Below are 18,216 nucleotides of genomic sequence, written 5' to 3'. Positions count from 1 at the left end.
TGCGGTCCTTCTGGCAGTGGCGCTCGCCGTCGCCTGCTCGCCGGGGCAGGCGCGGCCCGACACCGCCGCCGTGCAACTGGGCCACGAGTTCGTCCTCGCCGGCGGGCAGGACGCGGTGGTCGACGGTGCCGGGTTGCGGCTGAAATTCGATCGGGTGCTCGATGATTCGCGCTGCCCGAAGCGGGTGTCGTGTGTCTGGACGGGTGCGGCCCGAATCGCGGTCACCGTCACGCCCGACGGCCGGCCGCCGGCCACGCTGGAGTTCAACACCAACCCCGCGCCGGGGCAGACTCACCTGACCGAGACGGTCGGCGGGTTCGCCGTCGAATTACGGTCGCTGGACCCGTATCCCGAGACGCCGGGCACCATCCCGCTGCCGGACTACCGCGCGACGATGCTGGTGACGCGTTAGTACGTCGGCTCGTTCAGGACCGCGAGGAGACGACGGGCCGCCGCGACGCGGTCGACGGCCGGTCCGGTGAGCGCGTCCAGCGCGCACTCTGGGTCCGCCGGTGGGCCCATGTGCCCGCAGCCGCGGGGGCAGTCCTCGATGGCCTCGGCGAGGTCGGAAAAAGCCATCAGCACGTCGTCGGGCTTGATGTGTGCCAGCCCGAACGAGCGGATACCCGGTGTGTCGACGACCCAGCCGTCGTCGAGCGGCAGTGCCACCGACTGCGTCGAGGTGTGCTTGCCCTTGCCGACGCCCGACACGTCACCGGTGGCCCGGTCTGCTTCTGGCACAAGGCGATTCACCAGCGTCGATTTGCCGACACCGGAGTGGCCGAGCAGTACGGTGATCTGACCTTCGAGCAGGGGCGCCACGGCGTCGAGCGGGTCGTCGCGGCCGGCGGTGATGATCGTCAGGTCCAGGCCGGTGAACTCGGCGGCGAACGGTTCGGCGGGAGCCAGGTCCTGCTTGGTCAGGCACAGGATGGGCCGCAGCCCACCGACGTACGCGGCGATGAGGGCACGCTGCACCAGCCCGGCACGCGGCGGCGGATCGGCCAGCGCGACCACCATCAACAACTGGTCGGCATTGGCGACCACCACCCGTTCGGTGGGGTCGGTGTCATCGGCGGTGCGACGCAGCACCGTTCGGCGCTCGTCGCGGCGGACGATGCGCGCCAGGGTGTCGGGCTTGCCGGACAGATCGCCGACGATGCCCACCGAGTCGCCGACCACGATCGGGGTGCGGCCCAGTTCGCGGGCCCGCATCGCGGTGACAATGTGGTCGGGATTGCCGTCCAGCGCACAGCCCCACCGGCCGCGGTCGACGGTGACGACCATGGCCTCGCGCGCGTCGGCGTGGGTCGGCCGGTTCTTGGTGCGCGGACGCGAACCTTTGCCCGAGCGCACCCGGACATCGGATTCGTCGTACTCCCGCAAGCTATTTCCCGGCCAGCAGGTTGGCCCACATACCGGGGAAGTCGGGCAGTGTCTTGGCCGTGGTGGCGATGTCCTCCACCTGGACGCCGGGCACCCGCAGCCCGATGATCGCGCCGGCGGTGGCCATGCGGTGGTCGGCGTAGGACCGCCAGAGGCCGCCGTGCAGCGGCACCGCCGTGATCACCAGACCGTCGTCGGTCTCGCGACACTGGCCGCCCAGCCCGTTGATCTCGGCGGTCAGCGCGGCCAGGCGGTCGGTCTCGTGCCCACGCAGGTGCGCGATGCCCGACAGCGTCGACACCGAACCCTCGCTGGCCAGCGCGGCGAGCGCGGCCATCGACGGCGCTAGCTCGCCGACGGCCTTCAGGTCGGCCTCGAAGCCGCCGTAGGTTTGCGCGCCCCGGACCTCCAGGAACGAATCGACCACCTGGACAACGGTATTCAGCTTGCCCAGCAGCTCCAGGACGTCAGCGGTCGGCTGCACGCTCTGCTGCGGCCAATGGGCCAGCCGCACCGTGCCGCCCGTCACCGCGGCGGCGGCCAGGAACGGCACCGAATTCGACAGGTCGGGTTCGATGGCCCAGTGCCGCGCCGCGATCGGGCCCGACGCCACGTGCCAACGGTTCGGCTCGCTGTAGTCGACCTCGACGCCCGCCTCGCGCAGCATCGTGATGGTCATCTCGATGTGTGGCTGCGACGGCACCGTCGCACCGGTGTGGATCACCGTCAGGCCGTCGCGGAAAGTGGCTCCCGCCAACAACAGTCCGGACACGAACTGCGACGACGACGACGCGTCGATCCGCACCTCGCCGCCGGCCACCGACCCGGTGCCCGACACGGTGAACGGCATGCCGTCGCCGTCGATGTCGACGCCGAGACCGCGCATCGCGTCCAGCAGGGGCGTGATGGGACGGGTCTTGGCCTGCTCGTCGCCGTCAAAGATGACGCGTCCGGTGCCTTGCGCGGCGACCGGCGGGACGAACCTCAGCACGGTGCCGGCGAGCCCGCAGTCGATGCGCACGTCGCCGGTGGGGGAGATGGCGCCACCGACGGTCAGTTCGGTGCCGTCACCGGTGATCGTCACGCCCAGCGCCTGCAGTGCGCCGATCATCAGGTTGGTGTCGCGGCTGCGCAGCGCGCCGCTGATGGTCGAGGTGCCCTGCGGTGTGGCCAGGGCTGCCAAGATCAGCGCTCGGTTGGTCTGCGACTTCGATCCCGGCACGGTGACAGTGGCCTGCACCGGACCGGTCACCGACGGTGCGGGCCAGAGTTCCATGCCCCTATCCTGCCTGGTATGTGCGGGCGATTTGCAGTCACCACCGACCCGGCGCTGCTGGCCGAGAAGATCCAGGCTCTCGACGAGACGAATGCCAAGGCGTCGGACGCCGCCAAAGACGGCGGTGAACAGGGCGGCACCCTGCCGTCGGCCAACTACAACGTGGCGCCCACCACGACGATCAGCACCGTGGTGCGGCGGCATTCCGAGCCTGACGACGAGCCCACCCGCCGGGTGCGGTCGATGCGCTGGGGCCTGATCCCTCCGTGGGTCAAGACCACGGCCGACGGCGCGCCGGACACCAAGGGGCCGCTGCTGATCAACGCGCGTGCCGAGACGCTGACCACGTCGCCGGCGTTCCGCGGATCGGCGAAGTCGAAGCGCTGCCTCGTCCCGATGGACGGCTGGTACGAGTGGCGGCCCAACCCGGCCGCCGACGGCAAGAAGGCCACGAAGACGCCGTTCTACATGCACGCCGCGGACGACGACCTGCTCTTCATGGCGGGTCTGTGGTCGACGTGGCGGCCGGCCGGCGCGCCCAAGGACAGCCTGCCGCTCGTCAGCTGCACCATCATCACGACGGAGTCGGTCGGGCCGCTGGCCGGTATCCACGACCGCATGCCACTGACCATCAGCGCCCGTGACTGGGACCGTTGGCTCGATCCCGACGCACCCATCGACGAGGGGCTGTTGCGCGGGCACGGCGACCTGGACCGCATCGTCACCCGTGAGGTGTCCAAGTTGGTCAACAGCATTCGCAACAACGGCCCCGAACTCATCGAGCCCGCCGACAACGAATCCGAAGGGACGCTGTTTTGACCGCCCTGGACCCGCTGTTGGTGGAAGCCCTCGGCGCTGACCTGCGCTCGGCCGGCTACACCACCGACGGCGTGGCCGAACTGCTCGGCGACGACGCGAACGCCGCGATGGGCCGGGGCGTGTGGTGGCCGGCGCTGCGCGCGACTGCCGGCGGCGGCCGCCTGGCCACGCTGGTGCGATTGTTCCTGCTGGGCACCGACGAACCGGCCGATCAGGTGCGGGCGGCGTTCCCGTCGGCCGGTCTGGCCGAATTGGCGGCGGCCGGCGTGCTGGAGGAGGTGGGCGACACCGTCAGGGCGGCCCTCGACATCCGGCCGCACAGTGATGGTGAACGCGATTTCTACGTCGTCTCCGACCAGGATGCCGCTCTGCGCGGCGGGCCGGTCGAGCATGAGCACGTGCTCGGCATCGGTGGTGCGTCGATGTCGTTGGCGCGGGCCGTGATTCGCACCCCGGTGCAGCGCGCGCTCGATCTGGGTACCGGCTGCGGCATCCAGGCGCTGCACCTGAACGGGCACTGCGCCGACATCGTGGGCACCGACACCAACCCGCGGGCACTGACACTGGCGCGGGCGACCGCGGGCATCAACGGCATGTCCTGGGACATGCGGCCCGGCAGCCTGTTCGAGCCGGTGGCGGGGGAACGGTTCGACCTGGTCGTGTCCAACCCGCCGTTCGTGGTGGGCGCGGGCGCCCAGGACTACATCTACCGCGATTCGGGGGTCGCCGGAGATGGGCTGTGCCGCACCATCATCGAGAACGTCGGCAACTACCTGACCCCCGGCGGCACCGCGCAGATCATGGCCAATTGGATTGTCCGGGAAGATGATTGGCGGTCCCGGGTGCAGGAGTGGCTGGCGGGTACCGGGTTGCACGCCTGGGTGGTGCAGCGCGAACTGGCCGACCCGGTCAGCTATGTGTCGCTGTGGCTGGCCGACGCGGGGGAGTCCGCGGAACAGATCGCGCAGCGCGGCGCCGACTGGCTGGACTGGTTCGACGCCGAGGGCATCACCGGGATCGGCATGGGACTGATCTCGCTGCGTGTGCCGCGTCCCGGTGAGGCACCCGAGCAGATCCTCGAGGAGATCACCGACGAACCCATCACGGGCATCGAGGTGGAGGCGTTCTTCGCCCGTCGCGCCTACCTGCGTGACACCTCGGACGACGCGCTGCTGGCTGCCCGCCTGTCGACCGCTCCGGTACTGCTGGAACAGCATTCACTGCCGGGGCCGGACGGCTGGCAGGAGATCGGATGCGCGGTCCGTCGTCCCGGCGGGCCGGGTGCGGTGCTCGGGGTGGACGAGGTGTTCACGGCGCTGCTGGCCGGGTGCCGCGGTGAGGTGCCGCTGGGCACGCTCATCGGACTGCTGGCCGCGCATCACGGGGTGGACGCCGACGCGCTGGCCGAGGCCGCGCTGCCGGAGATCCGCGAGGCCATCGCCCGGGGAATTCTCTACCAGGCCAACTGATTTCAGCGGCGGCGTGCCGTGATCACCGCGTGCGGCGCGTCGAAGGCGACGGTGCCGTCGGCGGCTTCGTGTGCGGTGAACGCCGCGGTGAAGGCCCCGATGAGCCGGCTCCTGGTCTCGTCGTCCAGGTAGGTCAACGTGGTGACGTGCATGGGTGATTCGTCGGTGACGAAGCGGACGGCGTCGTCCACCGAGCCGAATCTCCAGGTGAGGGTGCCGCTTTCGATGGCGACATCGGCGAAATCGGGATCGAGCCGCTCGTGGACGAGCTCGGGCACGCCCCACTGATCGGGTGAGTACGGGCCCGGCTCCGGTTGGCCCAACACCTCGACGACCGGGGTGAAGAACGGGTTGTCGCCGGCCTTGACCCATGTCGAAAACCCGAGAGTGCCAGCGGGTTTGAGCAGCCTCGCCAGCTCGGCGACCATCGCGGTCGGTTCGACGAAGATGATGCCCATGTTGGACACCGCGGTGTCGAAGGAGGCGTCGGGCAGGCCGGTGGCCGACGCGTCGGCGGCCACCCACTCGACGGCGTCGCCGCCGGGCTTGGCCTCGGCGATGGCCAGCAGCTCCGGCGTGATGTCGACACCTGTGACCCGGGCACCGAGGCCGGCGGCGTGCAGCGACGCATTACCGGTTCCACAGGCCAGATCGACCAATGCGGTGCCGGCGCCGTGCGGTACCGCGGCCACCACCTCGACGGCGATGGGGGAGATGAATTCGGCGACGGCTTCGTACCGTCCGACTGACCACGTCGACATGCCGCCACTGTATGCCTAGGTTGAAAGCACCATGACCGACGACGAAGAACCCGCACCGGGCATATTCAGTTTCGAGATGACGATCGCGGAGTGGCTCGGCACCGCAGCGATGCTCGCCGCGCCGTACCTGGTGCTCGGTGTGCTGTGGGCCGTGACCCACACCGGCGCCTTCGAGGCGGCGCACGGCCTCGAGCGCGTACTGGTCTTCGCCCGGACCGTGGTGTTCTGGCCGATGCTGCTGCTGACGAACATGTGCCTGCCATGACCGGCGATTCACCTGCCCTGGCCCTCGCGGACTGCCGTATCCAGATTCGGCGCCGCACCGCGCGCTGGGACGAGTACCCGGTGACCATCGCCGACGCCGCCGATTTCTGGGGCGCGGCGGCCAGTGCGGCCAACGTCATCATGCAGCTGTCCTGGCCGGGTGTCGGGCACGGTGTCGTCGAGAGCAAGGTCGATTCGGGGAACCTGCTCAAACATCCGTGGAAGCGCGCCCGCACCACGTTCCAGTACCTCGCGGTGGCCATCCTCGGCAATGACGAGGACCGCACGGCTATGCGCAAGGCCGTCGACACCGCGCACCGCCAGGTGCAGTCCGGTCCGGACAGCCCGGTGCGCTACAACGCTTTTGACCGCGACCTGCAGATGTGGGTCGCCGCGTGCCTGTTCGTCGGCATGGAGGACGTCTACCAACTGCTGCGCGGCGAGCTGACACCCGAACTGGCCGAACAGTTCTACCGGTCGGCCGCCCCGCTGGGCACCACGCTGCAGGTCACCGCCGACCAGTGGCCGGCCACCAGGGCCGAGTTCGACGACTACTGGACCGCGGCCTGCGCCAAGGTCGCCATGGATGACACCGTCCGTGCTTACCTGACGGATCTCGTGCGCCTCAAGATGATCAATCCGGTTCTGGCCCTGCCATTTCGGCCACTGCTGGCATTCCTGACCGGAGGCTTCCTGGCGCCGGTGTTCCGCGACGCGATGCGCATGTCGTGGGGCAGCGGCCGGCAGTATCTGTTCGAAACGCTGTTCCGGCTGGTCGCTCTCGTCAACCGGTTCCTGCCGCTGTTCGTGCGGCAGGCCGGAAGCTACGTGCTGCTGGCCTACGTACGCAGGCAGATTCGCCGGGACGGGGCGCTGATCTGATGCGCCGCTTGCTCAGCCGGCGCGTCAGCGTCGGTGCGATGACCGAATTCCTGCTGTGGCTGGCGCTGCCGTACCTGCTGATCGGGATGGCCTGGACGTTTCTGCACCCCCATGCGGTGCAGCAGGTACAGAAACAGTGGGACCGGGCATTTCCCGCGGTCGCGCCGCTGGCCGCACTCGTCGAGGTGACGGTGGCGTGGCCGCCGATGGTCACGGGTGTCGAGATCTGCCCGGCCACTGATTAGGGGCCGGTGTATCCGGGCGGGTTGGGGGTGTCCACCCACAGGTCGACGCCGAGCTCGGCGTTCGGGGTGCAGTTGTACACCGACAGGTCGGTGACGCCGGAGTCGAGCAGCACGTCCTCGCACAGCAGGCTCTGCCCGGTGTATTCGCGGGCCGGCTTGTTGAAGATGGCGTATGCGGCGTCGGAGTACACCTCGGGCTTGCGGGCCTTGGCCATCGCCTCGTCACCACCGAGCAGGTTCTGCACCGCGGCGGTGGCGACGAGGGTGCGTGGCCACAGCGTGTTCGAGGCGATGCCGGCCTCGCGCATCTCTTCGGCGATACCCAACGCGCACAACGTCATTCCATACTTCGCCATCATGTAGGCGGTCGGCTTCAGCCACTCCGATTCCATCCGGATCGGCGGCGACAGCGTCAGGATGTGCGGGTTCTCGCGGCCCTTCATGTGGGGGATACAGGCCTGTGAGACGGCGTACGTGCCGCGGATCTGGATGCCGTTCATCAGGTCGAAGCGCTTCATCGGCACTTCTTCGATGGAGCCGAGGTTGATGGCGGAAGCGTTGTTGACGCAGACGTCGATGGCGCCGAACTGCTCGACCGCCTGGGCCACCGCGGCGGTGACGGAGTCGGGGTCGCGGACGTCGCCGACGATCGGCAGCGCCTGGCCACCGACCTCTTCGATCTCCTTTGCCGCGGTGTAGACGGTGCCGTCGAGCTTGGGATGGGGCTCGGCGGTCTTGGCGAGCAGCGCGACATTCGCGCCGTCGGCCGCGAACTTCTTGGCGATGGCCAAGCCGATGCCACGGCTGGCACCGGAGATGAACATGGTCTTCCCGGACAGTGTCATGCGCACACCCTATGCCGCGGGAGTTACCGCGGAGTACATATCTCGGCAGTCACCGCCGAGGTGGCGGCGACCAGGTCCGCGGGGGCCAGCACGATGTCCAGTCCGCGCTTGCCCGCGCTGCACAGCACCCGGTCCCAACCGAGTGCCGACTTGTCCACGACGGTCGGCAACGCCTTGCGTTGCCCCAGCGGCGAGATGCCGCCGACGACGTAGCCCGTGGCGCGCTGCGCGGCGGCCTGCTCGGCCATCTCGGCCTTGGGCACGCCGAGCGCCGCCGCCGCGGCCTTGAACGACAGCTTGTCGGGCACGGGCAGCACCGCGACGGCCAGTCCGCCGGGGATCGTGAGTACCAGCGTCTTGAAGATCTGCGCCGCGACGAACCCTTCCGCGGCGAGTTCGGTGACGGCCTCGTCGCCGAACGACGTGGCCCGCGGATCGTGCCGGAACTGCCGAATCTCGTAGCCGATTCCCGCGGCCTGCAGGGCCTTGATCGCCGGGGTAGCCGCACTCGCCATGGCTGGCAAGCGTAGAGGCCGGGAACAACTGCGTGGTCCGGCGCTGTTACTCCCGTCAGCATGGTCAATTAATGGCTCGCGAAGTTGTCGGTCGCAGCCTCTAGGATCGGACGGAAGGGGACACAGGTGCCAACGGCATGTCTGGAACGTCCGGTCGAGTTGCCGGACCTGTTGCGTGGTGCCGCGACAGAAGGGACGGTCACGATCACGATGACCGACATCGACGGGCTGGGTTCCGCGGTCGAGAGCGACGCGGAGCTGACGGCGCGGTTCGAGCGCGACGCTATTCCGCTGCTCGATCAGCTCTACGGCGGTGCGCTGCGCATGACGCGCAACCCGGCAGACGCCGAGGACCTGGTGCAGGAAACCATGGTGAAGGCCTATTCGGCCTTCCATTCGTTCCGTGAGGGCACCAACCTCAAGGCGTGGCTGTACCGCATCATGACCAACACGTACATCAACAGCTACCGCAAGAAGCAGCGGCAGCCTGCCGAATACCCGACTGACGAGATCACCGACTGGCAGCTGGCGTCCAACGCCGAGCACTCGTCGACCGGTCTGCGGTCAGCTGAGGTTGAGGCGCTGGAGGCGCTGCCGGACACTGAAATCAAGGCGGCGCTGCAAGCGTTGCCGGAAGAGTTCCGGATGGCGGTGTACTACGCCGACGTCGAGGGCTTCCCGTATAAGGAGATCGCCGAAATCATGGATACCCCGATCGGGACGGTGATGTCCCGTCTGCACCGTGGCCGCAAGCAGCTGCGCGAACTGTTGTCGGGCGTCGCGCGGGACCGGGGCTTCCTCCGCGGCGAGAGCCTCGACACCCAGGAGGTGTCCTGATGGGCGACGAGTACACCCGGCCCGAGGGGCACGACTTCCAGCCGCCGATCGGCCCCGTCGACCCGGAGCATCCCGAATGCGCCGCGGTGATCGCCGAGGTATGGACGCTGCTGGACGGGGAGTGCACCACGGAGACCCGCGACAAGCTGCGGTTCCACCTGGAGGAATGCCCCACCTGCCTGCGGCAGTACGGCATCGAGGAGCGGGTGAAGGCGCTCATCGCCACCAAGTGCAGCGGCGAGAAGGCTCCTGAGGGCCTGCGTGCGCGCCTGAAGCTCGAGATCAGCCGCACCACCATCGTCCGAGGCTGAAAACGAAAACCGCCCGGTTCCGTGAGGAGCCGGGCGGTTTTTTGAAGGCGTAGGTCAGGCGTTGGGACGCCGGCCGTGGTTGGCCTTCGAGTGCTTGCGGTCACGCTTCTTGCGGCCACGCTTGGCCATGATGGTCCTCCAAAGGTTCGGTTGCTCGCCCTACAGTGTCGCACGGCCACGCCACCCAATTGCAAACCGTGGTGCTGTGGTGCAATAGAGGCCGCAGGCACCGCCTGCGTACAAACGCATAGACGAGTGGGGTGAAGATGGCCGAGGACGTTCGCGCTGAAATCGTGGCCAGTGTGCTCGAGGTCGTGGTTCGCGAGGGCGACCAGATCGGCGAGGGTGACACGGTGGTGCTCCTCGAGTCGATGAAGATGGAGATTCCGGTGCTGGCCGAGGTCGCCGGCACGGTGACATCCGTCAACGTGGCTGTCGGCGACGTGATCCAGGCCGGCGACCTGATCGCCGTCATCGGCTAGGTAACCCCAGAACGGGATAACGCGACGTGTCCACCCTCGGTGATCTGCTCGCCGAGCACACTGTCCTGCCCGGCAATGCGGTCGACCACCTGCATGCCGTGGTCGGTGAATGGCAGCTGCTTGCCGACCTGTCGTTCGCCGACTACCTCATGTGGGTCCGGCGCGACGACGGTGCGCTGGTGTGCGTGGCCCAGATTCGGCCCAACACCGCGCTGACGGTGCTGTTCGCCGATGCGGTCGGAACCATCAACTCTGCTGCGGACATGCCCGCGGTCACGGCGGCCTTCGAGACCGGGCTCATCGGCCGGGGAGCGGAAAGCTCTGCGGTGCAAGGTGATTCGCGCCTCAATCTGGAGGCTGTCCCGGTCCGGTACGGCAATGACGTGGTGGCGGTGCTCACGCACCAGACCGCGCTCGCCGACCGCCGCAAGGTGGCGCCGCTCGAGCGCGCCTACCTGGACTGCGCGCGCGATCTGCTGCGCATGCTGGCCGAGGGGACGTTCCCGAACGTCGGCGACGTGCCGATGTCGCGATCGAGCCCCCGCGTCGGTGACGGCCTCATCCGGCTCGACGTCGACGGGGTCGTGGTCTTCGCCAGCCCCAACGCCATCTCGGCCTATCACCGCATGGGGCTGGCCACCGAGCTGGACGGTCAGAACCTGATCAGCGTCACCCGCCCCCTGATCTCCGACCCCTTCGACGCGCAGGAGCTCGCGAACCACGTCCGGGATCTCCTGGCGGGCGGGTCCAGCATGCGCATGGAGATCGACGCCGGCGGCGCCGCTGTGCTGCTACGCACCATCCCGTTGTCGGTGGGCGGTCAGGCGGTCGGCGCGGCGGTTCTGGTCCGCGACGTCACGGAGATCAAGCGGCGTGACCGCGCGCTGTTGTCCAAGGACGCCACTATCCGTGAGATTCACCACCGGGTGAAGAACAACCTGCAGACGGTGGCCGCGCTGCTGCGGCTGCAGTCCCGCCGCATGAACAACGCCGAGGCGCGCGAGGCGCTGCTGGATTCGGTGCGCCGGGTGTCGTCGATCGCGCTGGTGCACGACGCCCTGTCGCTGTCGGTGGACGAGGAAGTCAACCTCGATGAGGTCATCGACCGCATCCTGCCGATGATGAACGATCTGGCCTCGCTGGGCGCGCCCATCCGGGTGCGGCGGGAGGGTGATCTGGGTGTCCTGGACGCCGACCGCGCGCACGCGCTGATCATGGTCATCACCGAGCTGGTGCAGAACGCCATCGAGCACGCTTTTGATCCGACGACCGAGCAGGGCAGCGTGACCATCAGGTCGGACCGGTCGGCGCGCTGGCTCGACGTCGTGATCCACGATGACGGGCACGGGTTGCCCGACGGCTTCACCCTCGAGAACTCGGACCGGCTGGGGCTGCAGATCGTGCAGACGCAGGTGTCGTCGGTTCTCGACGGCACGCTGAGCATGGATGCGGCACCGGGAGGCGGCACGGATGTGGTGCTGCGTGTGCCGATCGGTCGCCGCGGCCGGGCCGCGCAATAGGTACAGCGCAATAACCCAGCCGCACAAGTTCTTTCGCGTCTAGGTCGCGCAGTGTGAGCGTGCACACAGATCGGGATTTCCCGAAAATCTGCGATCTGACGGCACACTCGCGGTCCGGTGCCCGCCATCTACCCGACCACAAAAATGACCCCGGCGGATCGCCGGGGTCATTTTCGGATGCCGTGGTGGCTAGACGCCGGTGCGAGCCTTGGTGCGGGCGTTGCGGCGCTTCAGCGCGCGACGCTCGTCTTCGCTCATGCCGCCCCAGACGCCCGCGTCCTGGCCGGACTCGAGTGCCCAGCTCAGGCACTCGGTGGTCACCGGGCAGCGGTTGCACACGAGCTTCGCGTCAGCGATCTGAGCGATGGCCGGGCCGCTGTTTCCCACGGGGAAGAACAGTTCCGGATCCTCGTCGCGACAGACCGCCTTGTGGCGCCAATCCATGGTCAACACTCCTCACTGGGCGCGCAGCAAAGCGCGCAATGTTTTTTCACTTCGGCTGTTAACGGGTGCACACGAAATGTTTCTGCACTGTTGCATCTGATGTTTTCACAGGCTGGACAGATGTCAATAGCGGCGCGTTAACTCGTGGGCAATGTCACTGCGGACCCGCGTTGGCAGGCCCCTGAACCAGTTGTACTACACTTGGCCCACCTGCGCCCTAAATATTGCAAAGTGTTATCAAGATCGCTGGTCACTGTGTTATTGCTGGGGGCGCGACCACATTGAGGGCCGCCGGCACCGACGTGAACGTCATGCTTTCGCGCAGGCCAACGAAATCTCCGTCGATCTGACACGCGATAGGTGTGTCACTTGTCACGCGCAGCCACGGCAGGTCGTCATCGCGGATGAGGTGCGGGCCCTCGATCTGTGGCGTGCGCGACAGCATCCGTCGCAGCAATCGGAGGTTGGCCCAGATGCCCATGCTCGTGGTTGCGAACACGCCCAGCCCCGTTTCGAACGTCGTCGTCGGGTTGGTCCAGACCGGTCGGCTGTTGGCGTAGGTCCACGGACTCGCGTTCGACACGAACGCGAAGTGCACGCCGGGGACCGGCTCCCGGTCCGGCAGGTGCAGCGTCAGCCGCGGGGGCTTGCGGGCACTGCCGACGGCCTCGCGGATCGCCACCCGGATGTACCGCGACGCGGTCACCTTGCGGCCTTTGGCGCGCTGCGCCTCGACGGCCTCCACGACCTCGCCGTCGACGCCCATGCCGGCGGTGAACACCGACCAGCGGTCGCCGCAGTCCATCAGCCCGATGCGCCGCCAGGGCACCCCACGTCGAAACTCGCTGAGCTGGTCGACGAGCTGGTTGGTGGCCTGGAGGGGGTCGGGGCTGATGCCGAGCGCCCGGGCGAAGACGTTCGCCGAACCGCCGGGCACGACGCCGACAGCGGTGTTGGACGCCCCGGGTACGCCGCCCGCGTGCCCCAGAATGCCGTTGACCACCTCGTTCACCGTGCCGTCGCCGCCGTGCACGATCACCACGTCGATGCCGTCAGCGGCGGCCTGATGGCCGATTTCGATGGCATGGCCGCGGTGGTCGGTGTGTGCGACGGTCAGGTCGACGCGGCTCTCCAGTGCGTGGGCCAGGAGGTCCCGGCCTGCCGGGGTCGTCGAGGTTGCGTTCGGATTCACGATCAGCACGGCACGCACGGGTCACGAGCCTATCCGCGCCGCGACCGTCGGCAACTCGGTCGCCCGGGTGCTAATCCACGAAGTCGCCGTCGACGTACAGCCAGCGGCCGTCGCCGCCCCGCGTGAAGCGGCTGCGCTCGTGCAGGATGTGCCGGCTGCCGTCGCGCACGTACTGGGCGCGGAACTGCACGACACCGGCCGGGTCGTCCGCGCCGCCGGCCTCGGTGTCGACGATCTGCAGCCGGCGCCACACCACGGCGTCATCGAGGTCGAGATCGGCCGGGCGGGTGTTCGGATGCCATGTCGCCAACAGGTAGTCGACATCGCCGAGGGCGAACGCGGTGAAGCGGGAACGCATCAGCGCCACCGCGGTGGCAGCCGGACGTTCGCCGCGGTGCAGCGGGCCGCAGCAGGCGTCGTATTCGGTCCCGGTATCGCAGCGACACGGTTGATTGTTGGTCGGCACCGGCCAATTCTGCCTGTTCGCTGCCGGTACCGTGGATGGGTGACCGATCGCCGCCTGCTCCTCGTCAACGGGCCCAACCTGAACCTGTTGGGCACTCGCCAGCCCGAAATCTACGGCTCGACCACGCTGGCGCAGATCGAGCAGGCCGTCACCGATCTCGCGGCACAACTGGGCTTCTCCGTGCGTGCGGTGCAGAGCAACCACGAAGGTGAACTGGTCGACGCGATCCAGGCGGCGCGCACCGACTGCGTCGGCATCGTGATCAACCCCGCCGCCTACAGCCACACGTCGGTGGCCATCGCCGATGCCCTCACCGCGGCCGAATTGCCGGTTGCCGAAGTGCATTTGAGCAACATCCACAAGCGCGAGGCCTTCCGGCACCACTCTTACGTGTCGGCCGTGGCCGAGACCGTGATCGCCGGCGCGGGGCCCATCGGCTACGAGCTGGCGGTGCGGTACCTGGCAGATCGGTTGTCGCGGTGACTGATCCGACGATCCACCCGCCGGCCGTGCGCCGGGCCGGATTCCTGGTGGCCGCCGAAGGTGCGCTCGGCCTGATCGGGGCCGCGGTGTACGTGGTGCGCGGCCTGGCCGGTGCCGACCAGCACATCGTGAACGGTTACGGCAATGCGATCTGGCTGGCGTGCGTCGGCGGCGCGGTGCTCGCCGGCGGCTGGGCCCTGATCACCGGCCGGCGCTGGGGCCGCGGCATCGGGGTGTTCGCCAACCTGCTGCTGCTCGGAGTCGCCTGGTACGTCTTCCAATCCGGCCAGTTGCAGTACGCCATCGTGGTGGCACTGGTCGCCATCGTCACGCTGGGGTTGTTGTTCAGCCCGTCCACGGTGGAGTGGATCTCGAAGCGGGAGTGACGGTTTCAGTCGGCGCTCAGGAGTCGCCGGGCGTGGGCCCGGCGGTCCTCGATAACCCGGCCGAATTCCTGTAGCAGCACCGGATTTCGCTGTACCACCGTCTCGATGTGGTCGCGTTCGACGTGCACCACCGTGACTTCGTCGAGGGCGTGCGCATTGCCGATCACCGGTTGGCGCGTCAGTGTGCTCTGACCGAGATAGCTGCCGTCCTCGAGGAGCCCGATCAGGGTTTCCACGCCGTCGTCGCTGCTGGCGGTCAACTGAACGCGTCCGGACAGGATGAACGTCATCCGCTCCGGTACCTCGCCGACCCGCTGGATCAATTCGCCGATTCCGTAGCGTTCCAGGTTCGCGGCACCCAGCAGTTCGCTTTGTTGGTCGGCGTTCAGCCGTAGTGTCGGTGCGACGACGTCGGCGACGGCCTCGGCGAGCCTTTCGGTTGTCGCGAAATCGTCCTCGGCTTCGTCCAGGTGCAGGCCGGCCCGTCGCGATGCGTACCAGACCCATTGCAGGAAGAGCTTTTTGGTTTCGCCGTCGTCGGCGGGGGAGTGCAGTGGAATGGTGGTCTGATATTCGAGTCCGCCCGCGGGGGTTGCCGACACGGCGCCGTCCGGGCGTCGCATCGGCAGGTCTGCGGCCAAGCGCGTGAGCAGCGCGCACACCTGGTTCGGCGGATCGTCGAGCGAGAAGATGGTGGTCACGGTGAGCGAGTGCGCGTCGGCCGGCCGGCTCAGATTGGTGAACGACGCCCCGGCAAGGACCGAGTTCGGGGTGATCTGGGTGCCGGCGCCGGTCTCCAGATGCACTGCCCGCCAATTGACTTCGACCACGCGGCCGCGTGCGGCAGCTGTGTCCAGCCAGTCGCCGATCTGGAACGGCTGCTCGAACAACATGAGCAGGCCGGAGATGATCTGGCCCACCGAATTCTGCAGTGTCAGGCCGATGACGATCGAGGTGATGCCGAGCGCGGTGAACAGGCCGCGGACGTTCGCTCCCCAGATGTACGAGAAGATCACCGCCAGACCGACCGCGATCAGGACGAACCGGGCGACGTCGACGAAGATCGTCGGCACGCGCTTGCGCCACGTCCCCGCGGGCGCCCCCTGGAACAGGGTGGCGTTGACGCCGGACAGCAGCAGGATCAGCACGACGAACGCGAAAAGTGTTGCGACGGTGCGGACCGAGGTGGCTCCGGCCGGTACCTGCCGGGCCTCGGTCAACAACAGCAGCAGGGCACCGAGGGGCAGCAGGTAGTTGCGTAGTACGGTCACCGGCCGCACCAGGTAGCTCTGCCTGCGTCGCAGCGCGTGCTGCCATTCGGTGAGGACCACCATTCCGATCGGCAATCCGACCGCGATGGCCACGGCCCAGTAGAACCAGGCCGAGGTGAACACGTCGGCGATCATTGCGGCGCCACCAGCCGCCAGATCGGCTCATCCTGCCCGTCCACGGACATGGTGCCGGCAGAAGTGAAGGTCATGGTGGCCTGCAGCGCCTGATAAACGCGGTCCGTGACATCGATTCCGGGTTGTGGCGAGCCGCTCTTGACCTGGTAGGCGACGTTGACCGCGGCGCCCCACATGTCGTAGACCACGGAGTACTCGCCGCCGAGTCCACTGCTGACGGTGCCGGTGTCGATGCCGGCCCGCAGACCCAGGTGGTTACCGGTTTCACTGTTGAACCGGTCGATGATGCGCTGGCATTCCAGGGCGAAGTCGACGGTCCGCCGGACGTTGTCCAGTCGCGGGGTGTTGAGTCCGCAGCTGCCGAGGTAGCCGTTACGGATCGCGCGGACGCGTTCGATGCCGAGACTGTCTGCGGCGGCGTCGAATTGGCGCTCGAGCTCGGTGACGACAGCCAGCGACCCCTGCGACGTCAACTGCGCCTGGAGCCGGTCCAGCCCGATGACCTCGGTGAAGATCACCGTGACGTTCTGGTGCTCCTCCGGGACTATCTCCTCACCCTGCTGGTAGCGCTCGACGACCAGTTCGGGCATCAGCAGCGCCAAGAGCTTGGCGTTCTCCTTGCGCTGCTCGACGAGCAGCTCTTCCTTCACCGTCAGGCTCCGGCTCATCTCGTTGAAAGCCTCTGTCAGTTCACCGATCTCGTCGCGCGTCTCGACGGGCACGTTGATGTTGTAGTCGCCGGCGCTGATGCGTTGCGCGCCCGCCTCCAGCCGCCGGATGGGCCGCACGAAGAGTTGGGCGAGGAACATCGCGGCGATGCACACGACGAAGATGATGCCGACGGTCGTCAGCACGATGGTCCGGGTGAACGCGGTCTCCCGCTGGAACGCCTCCGCGGTGTCGATCTTGCCGATGATGGTCCAGTGCAGTTCGGCATCGGGAATCGTGATGGGTGCGTAGGCCAACAGCACCTCATGGCCGAGATAGTCAGTGGCCAGCCGGGTTCCGGACTCGCCCCGCAAGGCCTGCTTGTTGGTGGTCGGTGGCACCGGTTGCACCAGGGTGGTGCCGCCCAGCTGGATGGCCCGGTCGGCGACGTCGGCCGGCGTGCCGGCCGCGACGACGTCGTTCTTGTAGGTCTGCCGATCCTGCAGGAACATCCGCGAATCCGAGCGCATCAGGTCGTCGGGACCGACCAGGAAGACTTCGCCGGTGTTACCGAGGCCCGATTCCTTCCAGCGCTGGTCGAACGTCATCAGGCGGTTGATCTTCGAGATCGGGAACTGGAGGGCGAGCACCCCCATTGCGCGTCCCGCCGTCACGATCGGGGTGACCATCCAGGCGGTGGGTTGGTTCTCCGCCGGTTGGTATATCTCGAAATCGGTGATGTCCACGTAGTCGACGGAGTTCGCGGACATCGCTTTCTCGTATGCGCCACGGAGTTTGGAGCCGCTGTAGGGACCGGTCAGGATGTTGGTGCCGAGGTCTACGTCCTTGTACGCGCTGTAGACCATGTTGCCGCGGTTGTCGAGCAGGATCGCGTCCTGGAATTCGAACCGGTTGACGATCTGGCGGAAGAAATCCTGGTACCGCGCGTTCGCCGCTGACCACGTGCTGCCGTCATGTGCGTCGTCGACCTTGACCGCCGTGTCGTCGTCCTTCCGTACGGCGGTGTAGTTCGCCTGCAGGTAGCGCTGGGCGTTGTCCCTCGGGAGGAGCTGATCGACATTCAGTTTGGCGCCGCTGGACTGCTCGACCTCTTTGAGAAAGGTGTTGGTGTAGTAGTCCGTGATCGACTGCGACTGCGCCGGACTGATGGGTTTGTCCGCCAGCGCGTCGAATCCGGCGGTGAACTCCGCCAGAGCACCCTGGGTGTGCGCGCCGCGCGCATAGATGATCATCGAGTTCTTCAGATCCGACAGCTGGTCCTTCAATTCGCGCGACTGCGATTGCCGAAGTTCGGTGAGCCGGTTCAGGACCGAGTCGCGCAGTGAGGCGCGACCGGCCCGGAACCCGATGACACCCACGACGGTCGCCGCGACGATGGTGCACAGCACCAGCATCACCACGAGCTTCGACTGGATGCTCACCCTGGACAGCAGTTGGCGACGCTGGAATCGCATTGCCGTCCCTTCCCCGGCCCGGCCTCATCGGTCGGGCCGCGGATCACCACCGATGGTGGCAGCTGAGGCCCACGTGCAGAAGGGAATTGGGGAAGAAATTTGCG

At 67.7% G+C, this 18,216-nt stretch carries 23 protein-coding genes; 12 read left to right on the top strand and 11 right to left on the bottom strand.

All coding sequences use genetic code 11. The features are described from left to right. The first annotated feature begins 16 nt into the window (after positions 1 to 16). Positions 17 to 412 carry a hypothetical protein gene (locus ACJEIK_RS20350; RefSeq protein ID WP_406783820.1) on the top strand — a complete coding sequence of 132 codons (396 nt, stop codon included), beginning with the start codon at positions 17 to 19 and terminating at the stop codon, positions 410 to 412. On the opposite strand, the gene rsgA is transcribed toward ACJEIK_RS20350, so the two are convergent. Together rsgA and aroA are read right to left on the bottom strand one after the other, a co-directional pair. Then, a complete protein-coding gene (gene rsgA, locus ACJEIK_RS20345; protein ID WP_060999069.1) occupies positions 409 to 1,386 on the bottom strand; it encodes a ribosome small subunit-dependent GTPase A in 978 nt (325 codons plus the stop codon). The genes ACJEIK_RS20350 and rsgA overlap by 4 nt on opposite strands. 1 nt (position 1,387) lies before the next feature. Next, positions 1,388 to 2,662 carry a 3-phosphoshikimate 1-carboxyvinyltransferase gene (gene aroA / locus ACJEIK_RS20340; RefSeq protein WP_406783819.1) on the bottom strand — a complete coding sequence of 425 codons (1,275 nt, stop codon included), beginning with the start codon at positions 2,660 to 2,662 and terminating at the stop codon, positions 1,388 to 1,390. 18 nt (positions 2,663 to 2,680) lie between these two features. Here aroA and ACJEIK_RS20335 point away from each other — a divergent pair, with 18 nt between their 5' ends. Further along, the gene (locus ACJEIK_RS20335) at positions 2,681 to 3,481 is read left to right on the top strand and encodes an SOS response-associated peptidase (RefSeq protein WP_163693052.1); all 801 of its coding nucleotides are present in this window, start codon (positions 2,681 to 2,683) and stop codon (positions 3,479 to 3,481) included. Beyond that, positions 3,478 to 4,950, top strand: coding sequence for a methyltransferase (locus ACJEIK_RS20330; RefSeq protein WP_138250052.1), 1,473 nt, complete (start codon positions 3,478 to 3,480; stop codon positions 4,948 to 4,950). The genes ACJEIK_RS20335 and ACJEIK_RS20330 overlap by 4 nt, the downstream gene beginning before the upstream one ends. 2 nt (positions 4,951 to 4,952) lie before the next feature. On the opposite strand, the gene ACJEIK_RS20325 is transcribed toward ACJEIK_RS20330, so the two are convergent. Then, on the bottom strand, positions 4,953 to 5,711 hold the full coding sequence (locus ACJEIK_RS20325) for a class I SAM-dependent methyltransferase (protein ID WP_406783818.1): 759 nt from the start codon (positions 5,709 to 5,711) through the stop codon (positions 4,953 to 4,955). Positions 5,712 to 5,742: 31 nt separating this feature from the next. Here ACJEIK_RS20325 and ACJEIK_RS20320 point away from each other — a divergent pair, with 31 nt between their 5' ends. From ACJEIK_RS20320 to ACJEIK_RS20310, 3 genes are read left to right on the top strand one after another with little or no spacing between them, the layout of a single operon-like run. Then, positions 5,743 to 5,976 carry a hypothetical protein gene (locus tag ACJEIK_RS20320; protein WP_138250050.1) on the top strand — a complete coding sequence of 78 codons (234 nt, stop codon included), beginning with the start codon at positions 5,743 to 5,745 and terminating at the stop codon, positions 5,974 to 5,976. Next, positions 5,973 to 6,857 (top strand): oxygenase MpaB family protein, encoded by an 885-nt coding sequence (locus tag ACJEIK_RS20315; RefSeq protein WP_138250049.1) that lies wholly within the window; start codon positions 5,973 to 5,975, stop codon positions 6,855 to 6,857. Before ACJEIK_RS20320 ends, ACJEIK_RS20315 begins: the two co-directional genes overlap by 4 nt. A gap of 38 nt (positions 6,858 to 6,895) precedes the next feature. Then, positions 6,896 to 7,102 (top strand): hypothetical protein, encoded by a 207-nt coding sequence (locus tag ACJEIK_RS20310; RefSeq protein ID WP_162563280.1) that lies wholly within the window; start codon positions 6,896 to 6,898, stop codon positions 7,100 to 7,102. Here the strand turns inward: ACJEIK_RS20310 and ACJEIK_RS20305 are convergent. Together ACJEIK_RS20305 and ACJEIK_RS20300 are read right to left on the bottom strand one after the other, a co-directional pair. Next, positions 7,099 to 7,947 carry an SDR family oxidoreductase gene (locus ACJEIK_RS20305; RefSeq protein ID WP_064858404.1) on the bottom strand — a complete coding sequence of 283 codons (849 nt, stop codon included), beginning with the start codon at positions 7,945 to 7,947 and terminating at the stop codon, positions 7,099 to 7,101. The two genes, ACJEIK_RS20310 and ACJEIK_RS20305, sit on opposite strands and share 4 nt — an antisense overlap. A 23-nt stretch (positions 7,948 to 7,970) precedes the next feature. Beyond that, positions 7,971 to 8,462 carry an aminoacyl-tRNA deacylase gene (locus ACJEIK_RS20300; protein ID WP_138250048.1) on the bottom strand — a complete coding sequence of 164 codons (492 nt, stop codon included), beginning with the start codon at positions 8,460 to 8,462 and terminating at the stop codon, positions 7,971 to 7,973. A gap of 210 nt (positions 8,463 to 8,672) precedes the next feature. Between ACJEIK_RS20300 and ACJEIK_RS20295 the strand changes: the two genes are divergently transcribed. Together ACJEIK_RS20295 and rsrA are read left to right on the top strand one after the other, a co-directional pair. Beyond that, positions 8,673 to 9,299, top strand: coding sequence for a sigma-70 family RNA polymerase sigma factor (locus ACJEIK_RS20295; protein ID WP_174814157.1), 627 nt, complete (start codon positions 8,673 to 8,675; stop codon positions 9,297 to 9,299). Next, positions 9,299 to 9,610, top strand: coding sequence for a mycothiol system anti-sigma-R factor (gene rsrA / locus ACJEIK_RS20290; RefSeq protein ID WP_060999089.1), 312 nt, complete (start codon positions 9,299 to 9,301; stop codon positions 9,608 to 9,610). Before ACJEIK_RS20295 ends, rsrA begins: the two co-directional genes overlap by 1 nt. A gap of 54 nt (positions 9,611 to 9,664) precedes the next feature. Here the strand turns inward: rsrA and ACJEIK_RS20285 are convergent, their stop codons facing one another. Continuing rightward, on the bottom strand, positions 9,665 to 9,739 hold the full coding sequence (locus ACJEIK_RS20285; protein ID WP_085976028.1) for a 50S ribosomal protein bL37: 75 nt from the start codon (positions 9,737 to 9,739) through the stop codon (positions 9,665 to 9,667). A 137-nt stretch (positions 9,740 to 9,876) separates the two neighbouring features. On the opposite strand from ACJEIK_RS20285, the gene ACJEIK_RS20280 reads away from it, so the two are divergent. Beyond that, complete coding sequence (locus tag ACJEIK_RS20280) at positions 9,877 to 10,092, top strand: biotin/lipoyl-binding carrier protein (protein WP_036421130.1); 216 nt, start codon at positions 9,877 to 9,879, stop codon at positions 10,090 to 10,092. Positions 10,093 to 10,118: 26 nt separating this feature from the next. Then, positions 10,119 to 11,612: a sensor histidine kinase gene (locus ACJEIK_RS20275; RefSeq protein ID WP_060999092.1), complete on the top strand. Its 1,494-nt coding sequence runs from the start codon at positions 10,119 to 10,121 to the stop codon at positions 11,610 to 11,612. Between the two features lie 189 nt (positions 11,613 to 11,801). Here the strand turns inward: ACJEIK_RS20275 and whiB1 are convergent, their stop codons facing one another. The 3 genes from whiB1 to ACJEIK_RS20260 all read right to left on the bottom strand — a co-directional run bounded on the left by whiB1 (position 11,802) and on the right by ACJEIK_RS20260 (position 13,714). Continuing rightward, entirely contained in the window at positions 11,802 to 12,056 is a 255-nt protein-coding gene (gene whiB1 / locus ACJEIK_RS20270; RefSeq protein WP_043392449.1) for a transcriptional regulator WhiB1, read from the bottom strand. 250 nt (positions 12,057 to 12,306) lie between these two features. Next, the gene (locus ACJEIK_RS20265) at positions 12,307 to 13,266 is read right to left on the bottom strand and encodes a diacylglycerol/lipid kinase family protein (RefSeq protein ID WP_409430198.1); all 960 of its coding nucleotides are present in this window, start codon (positions 13,264 to 13,266) and stop codon (positions 12,307 to 12,309) included. Between the two features lie 52 nt (positions 13,267 to 13,318). Further along, entirely contained in the window at positions 13,319 to 13,714 is a 396-nt protein-coding gene (locus ACJEIK_RS20260) for a YchJ family protein (RefSeq protein WP_133426886.1), read from the bottom strand. A 39-nt stretch (positions 13,715 to 13,753) separates the two neighbouring features. Here ACJEIK_RS20260 and aroQ point away from each other — a divergent pair, with 39 nt between their 5' ends. Beyond that, positions 13,754 to 14,197: a type II 3-dehydroquinate dehydratase gene (gene aroQ, locus ACJEIK_RS20255; protein ID WP_043392452.1), complete on the top strand. Its 444-nt coding sequence runs from the start codon at positions 13,754 to 13,756 to the stop codon at positions 14,195 to 14,197. Beyond that, positions 14,194 to 14,583 carry a hypothetical protein gene (locus ACJEIK_RS20250; protein WP_060999098.1) on the top strand — a complete coding sequence of 130 codons (390 nt, stop codon included), beginning with the start codon at positions 14,194 to 14,196 and terminating at the stop codon, positions 14,581 to 14,583. The genes aroQ and ACJEIK_RS20250 overlap by 4 nt, the downstream gene beginning before the upstream one ends. A 5-nt stretch (positions 14,584 to 14,588) precedes the next feature. On the opposite strand, the gene ACJEIK_RS20245 is transcribed toward ACJEIK_RS20250, so the two are convergent. Next, on the bottom strand, positions 14,589 to 15,986 hold the full coding sequence (locus ACJEIK_RS20245) for a mechanosensitive ion channel family protein (protein WP_374704240.1): 1,398 nt from the start codon (positions 15,984 to 15,986) through the stop codon (positions 14,589 to 14,591). Then, on the bottom strand, positions 15,986 to 18,112 hold the full coding sequence (locus ACJEIK_RS20240; protein WP_409430197.1) for an adenylate/guanylate cyclase domain-containing protein: 2,127 nt from the start codon (positions 18,110 to 18,112) through the stop codon (positions 15,986 to 15,988). Before ACJEIK_RS20240 ends, ACJEIK_RS20245 begins: the two co-directional genes overlap by 1 nt. Between the last annotated feature and the right edge of the window lie 104 nt (positions 18,113 to 18,216).

Origin of the sequence: Mycobacterium sp. SMC-16, assembly GCF_046250085.1 — a bacterium.
GTDB lineage: Bacteria > Actinomycetota > Actinomycetes > Mycobacteriales > Mycobacteriaceae > Mycobacterium > Mycobacterium phocaicum.
This window is presented reverse-complemented; position numbering and strand designations above follow the sequence as displayed.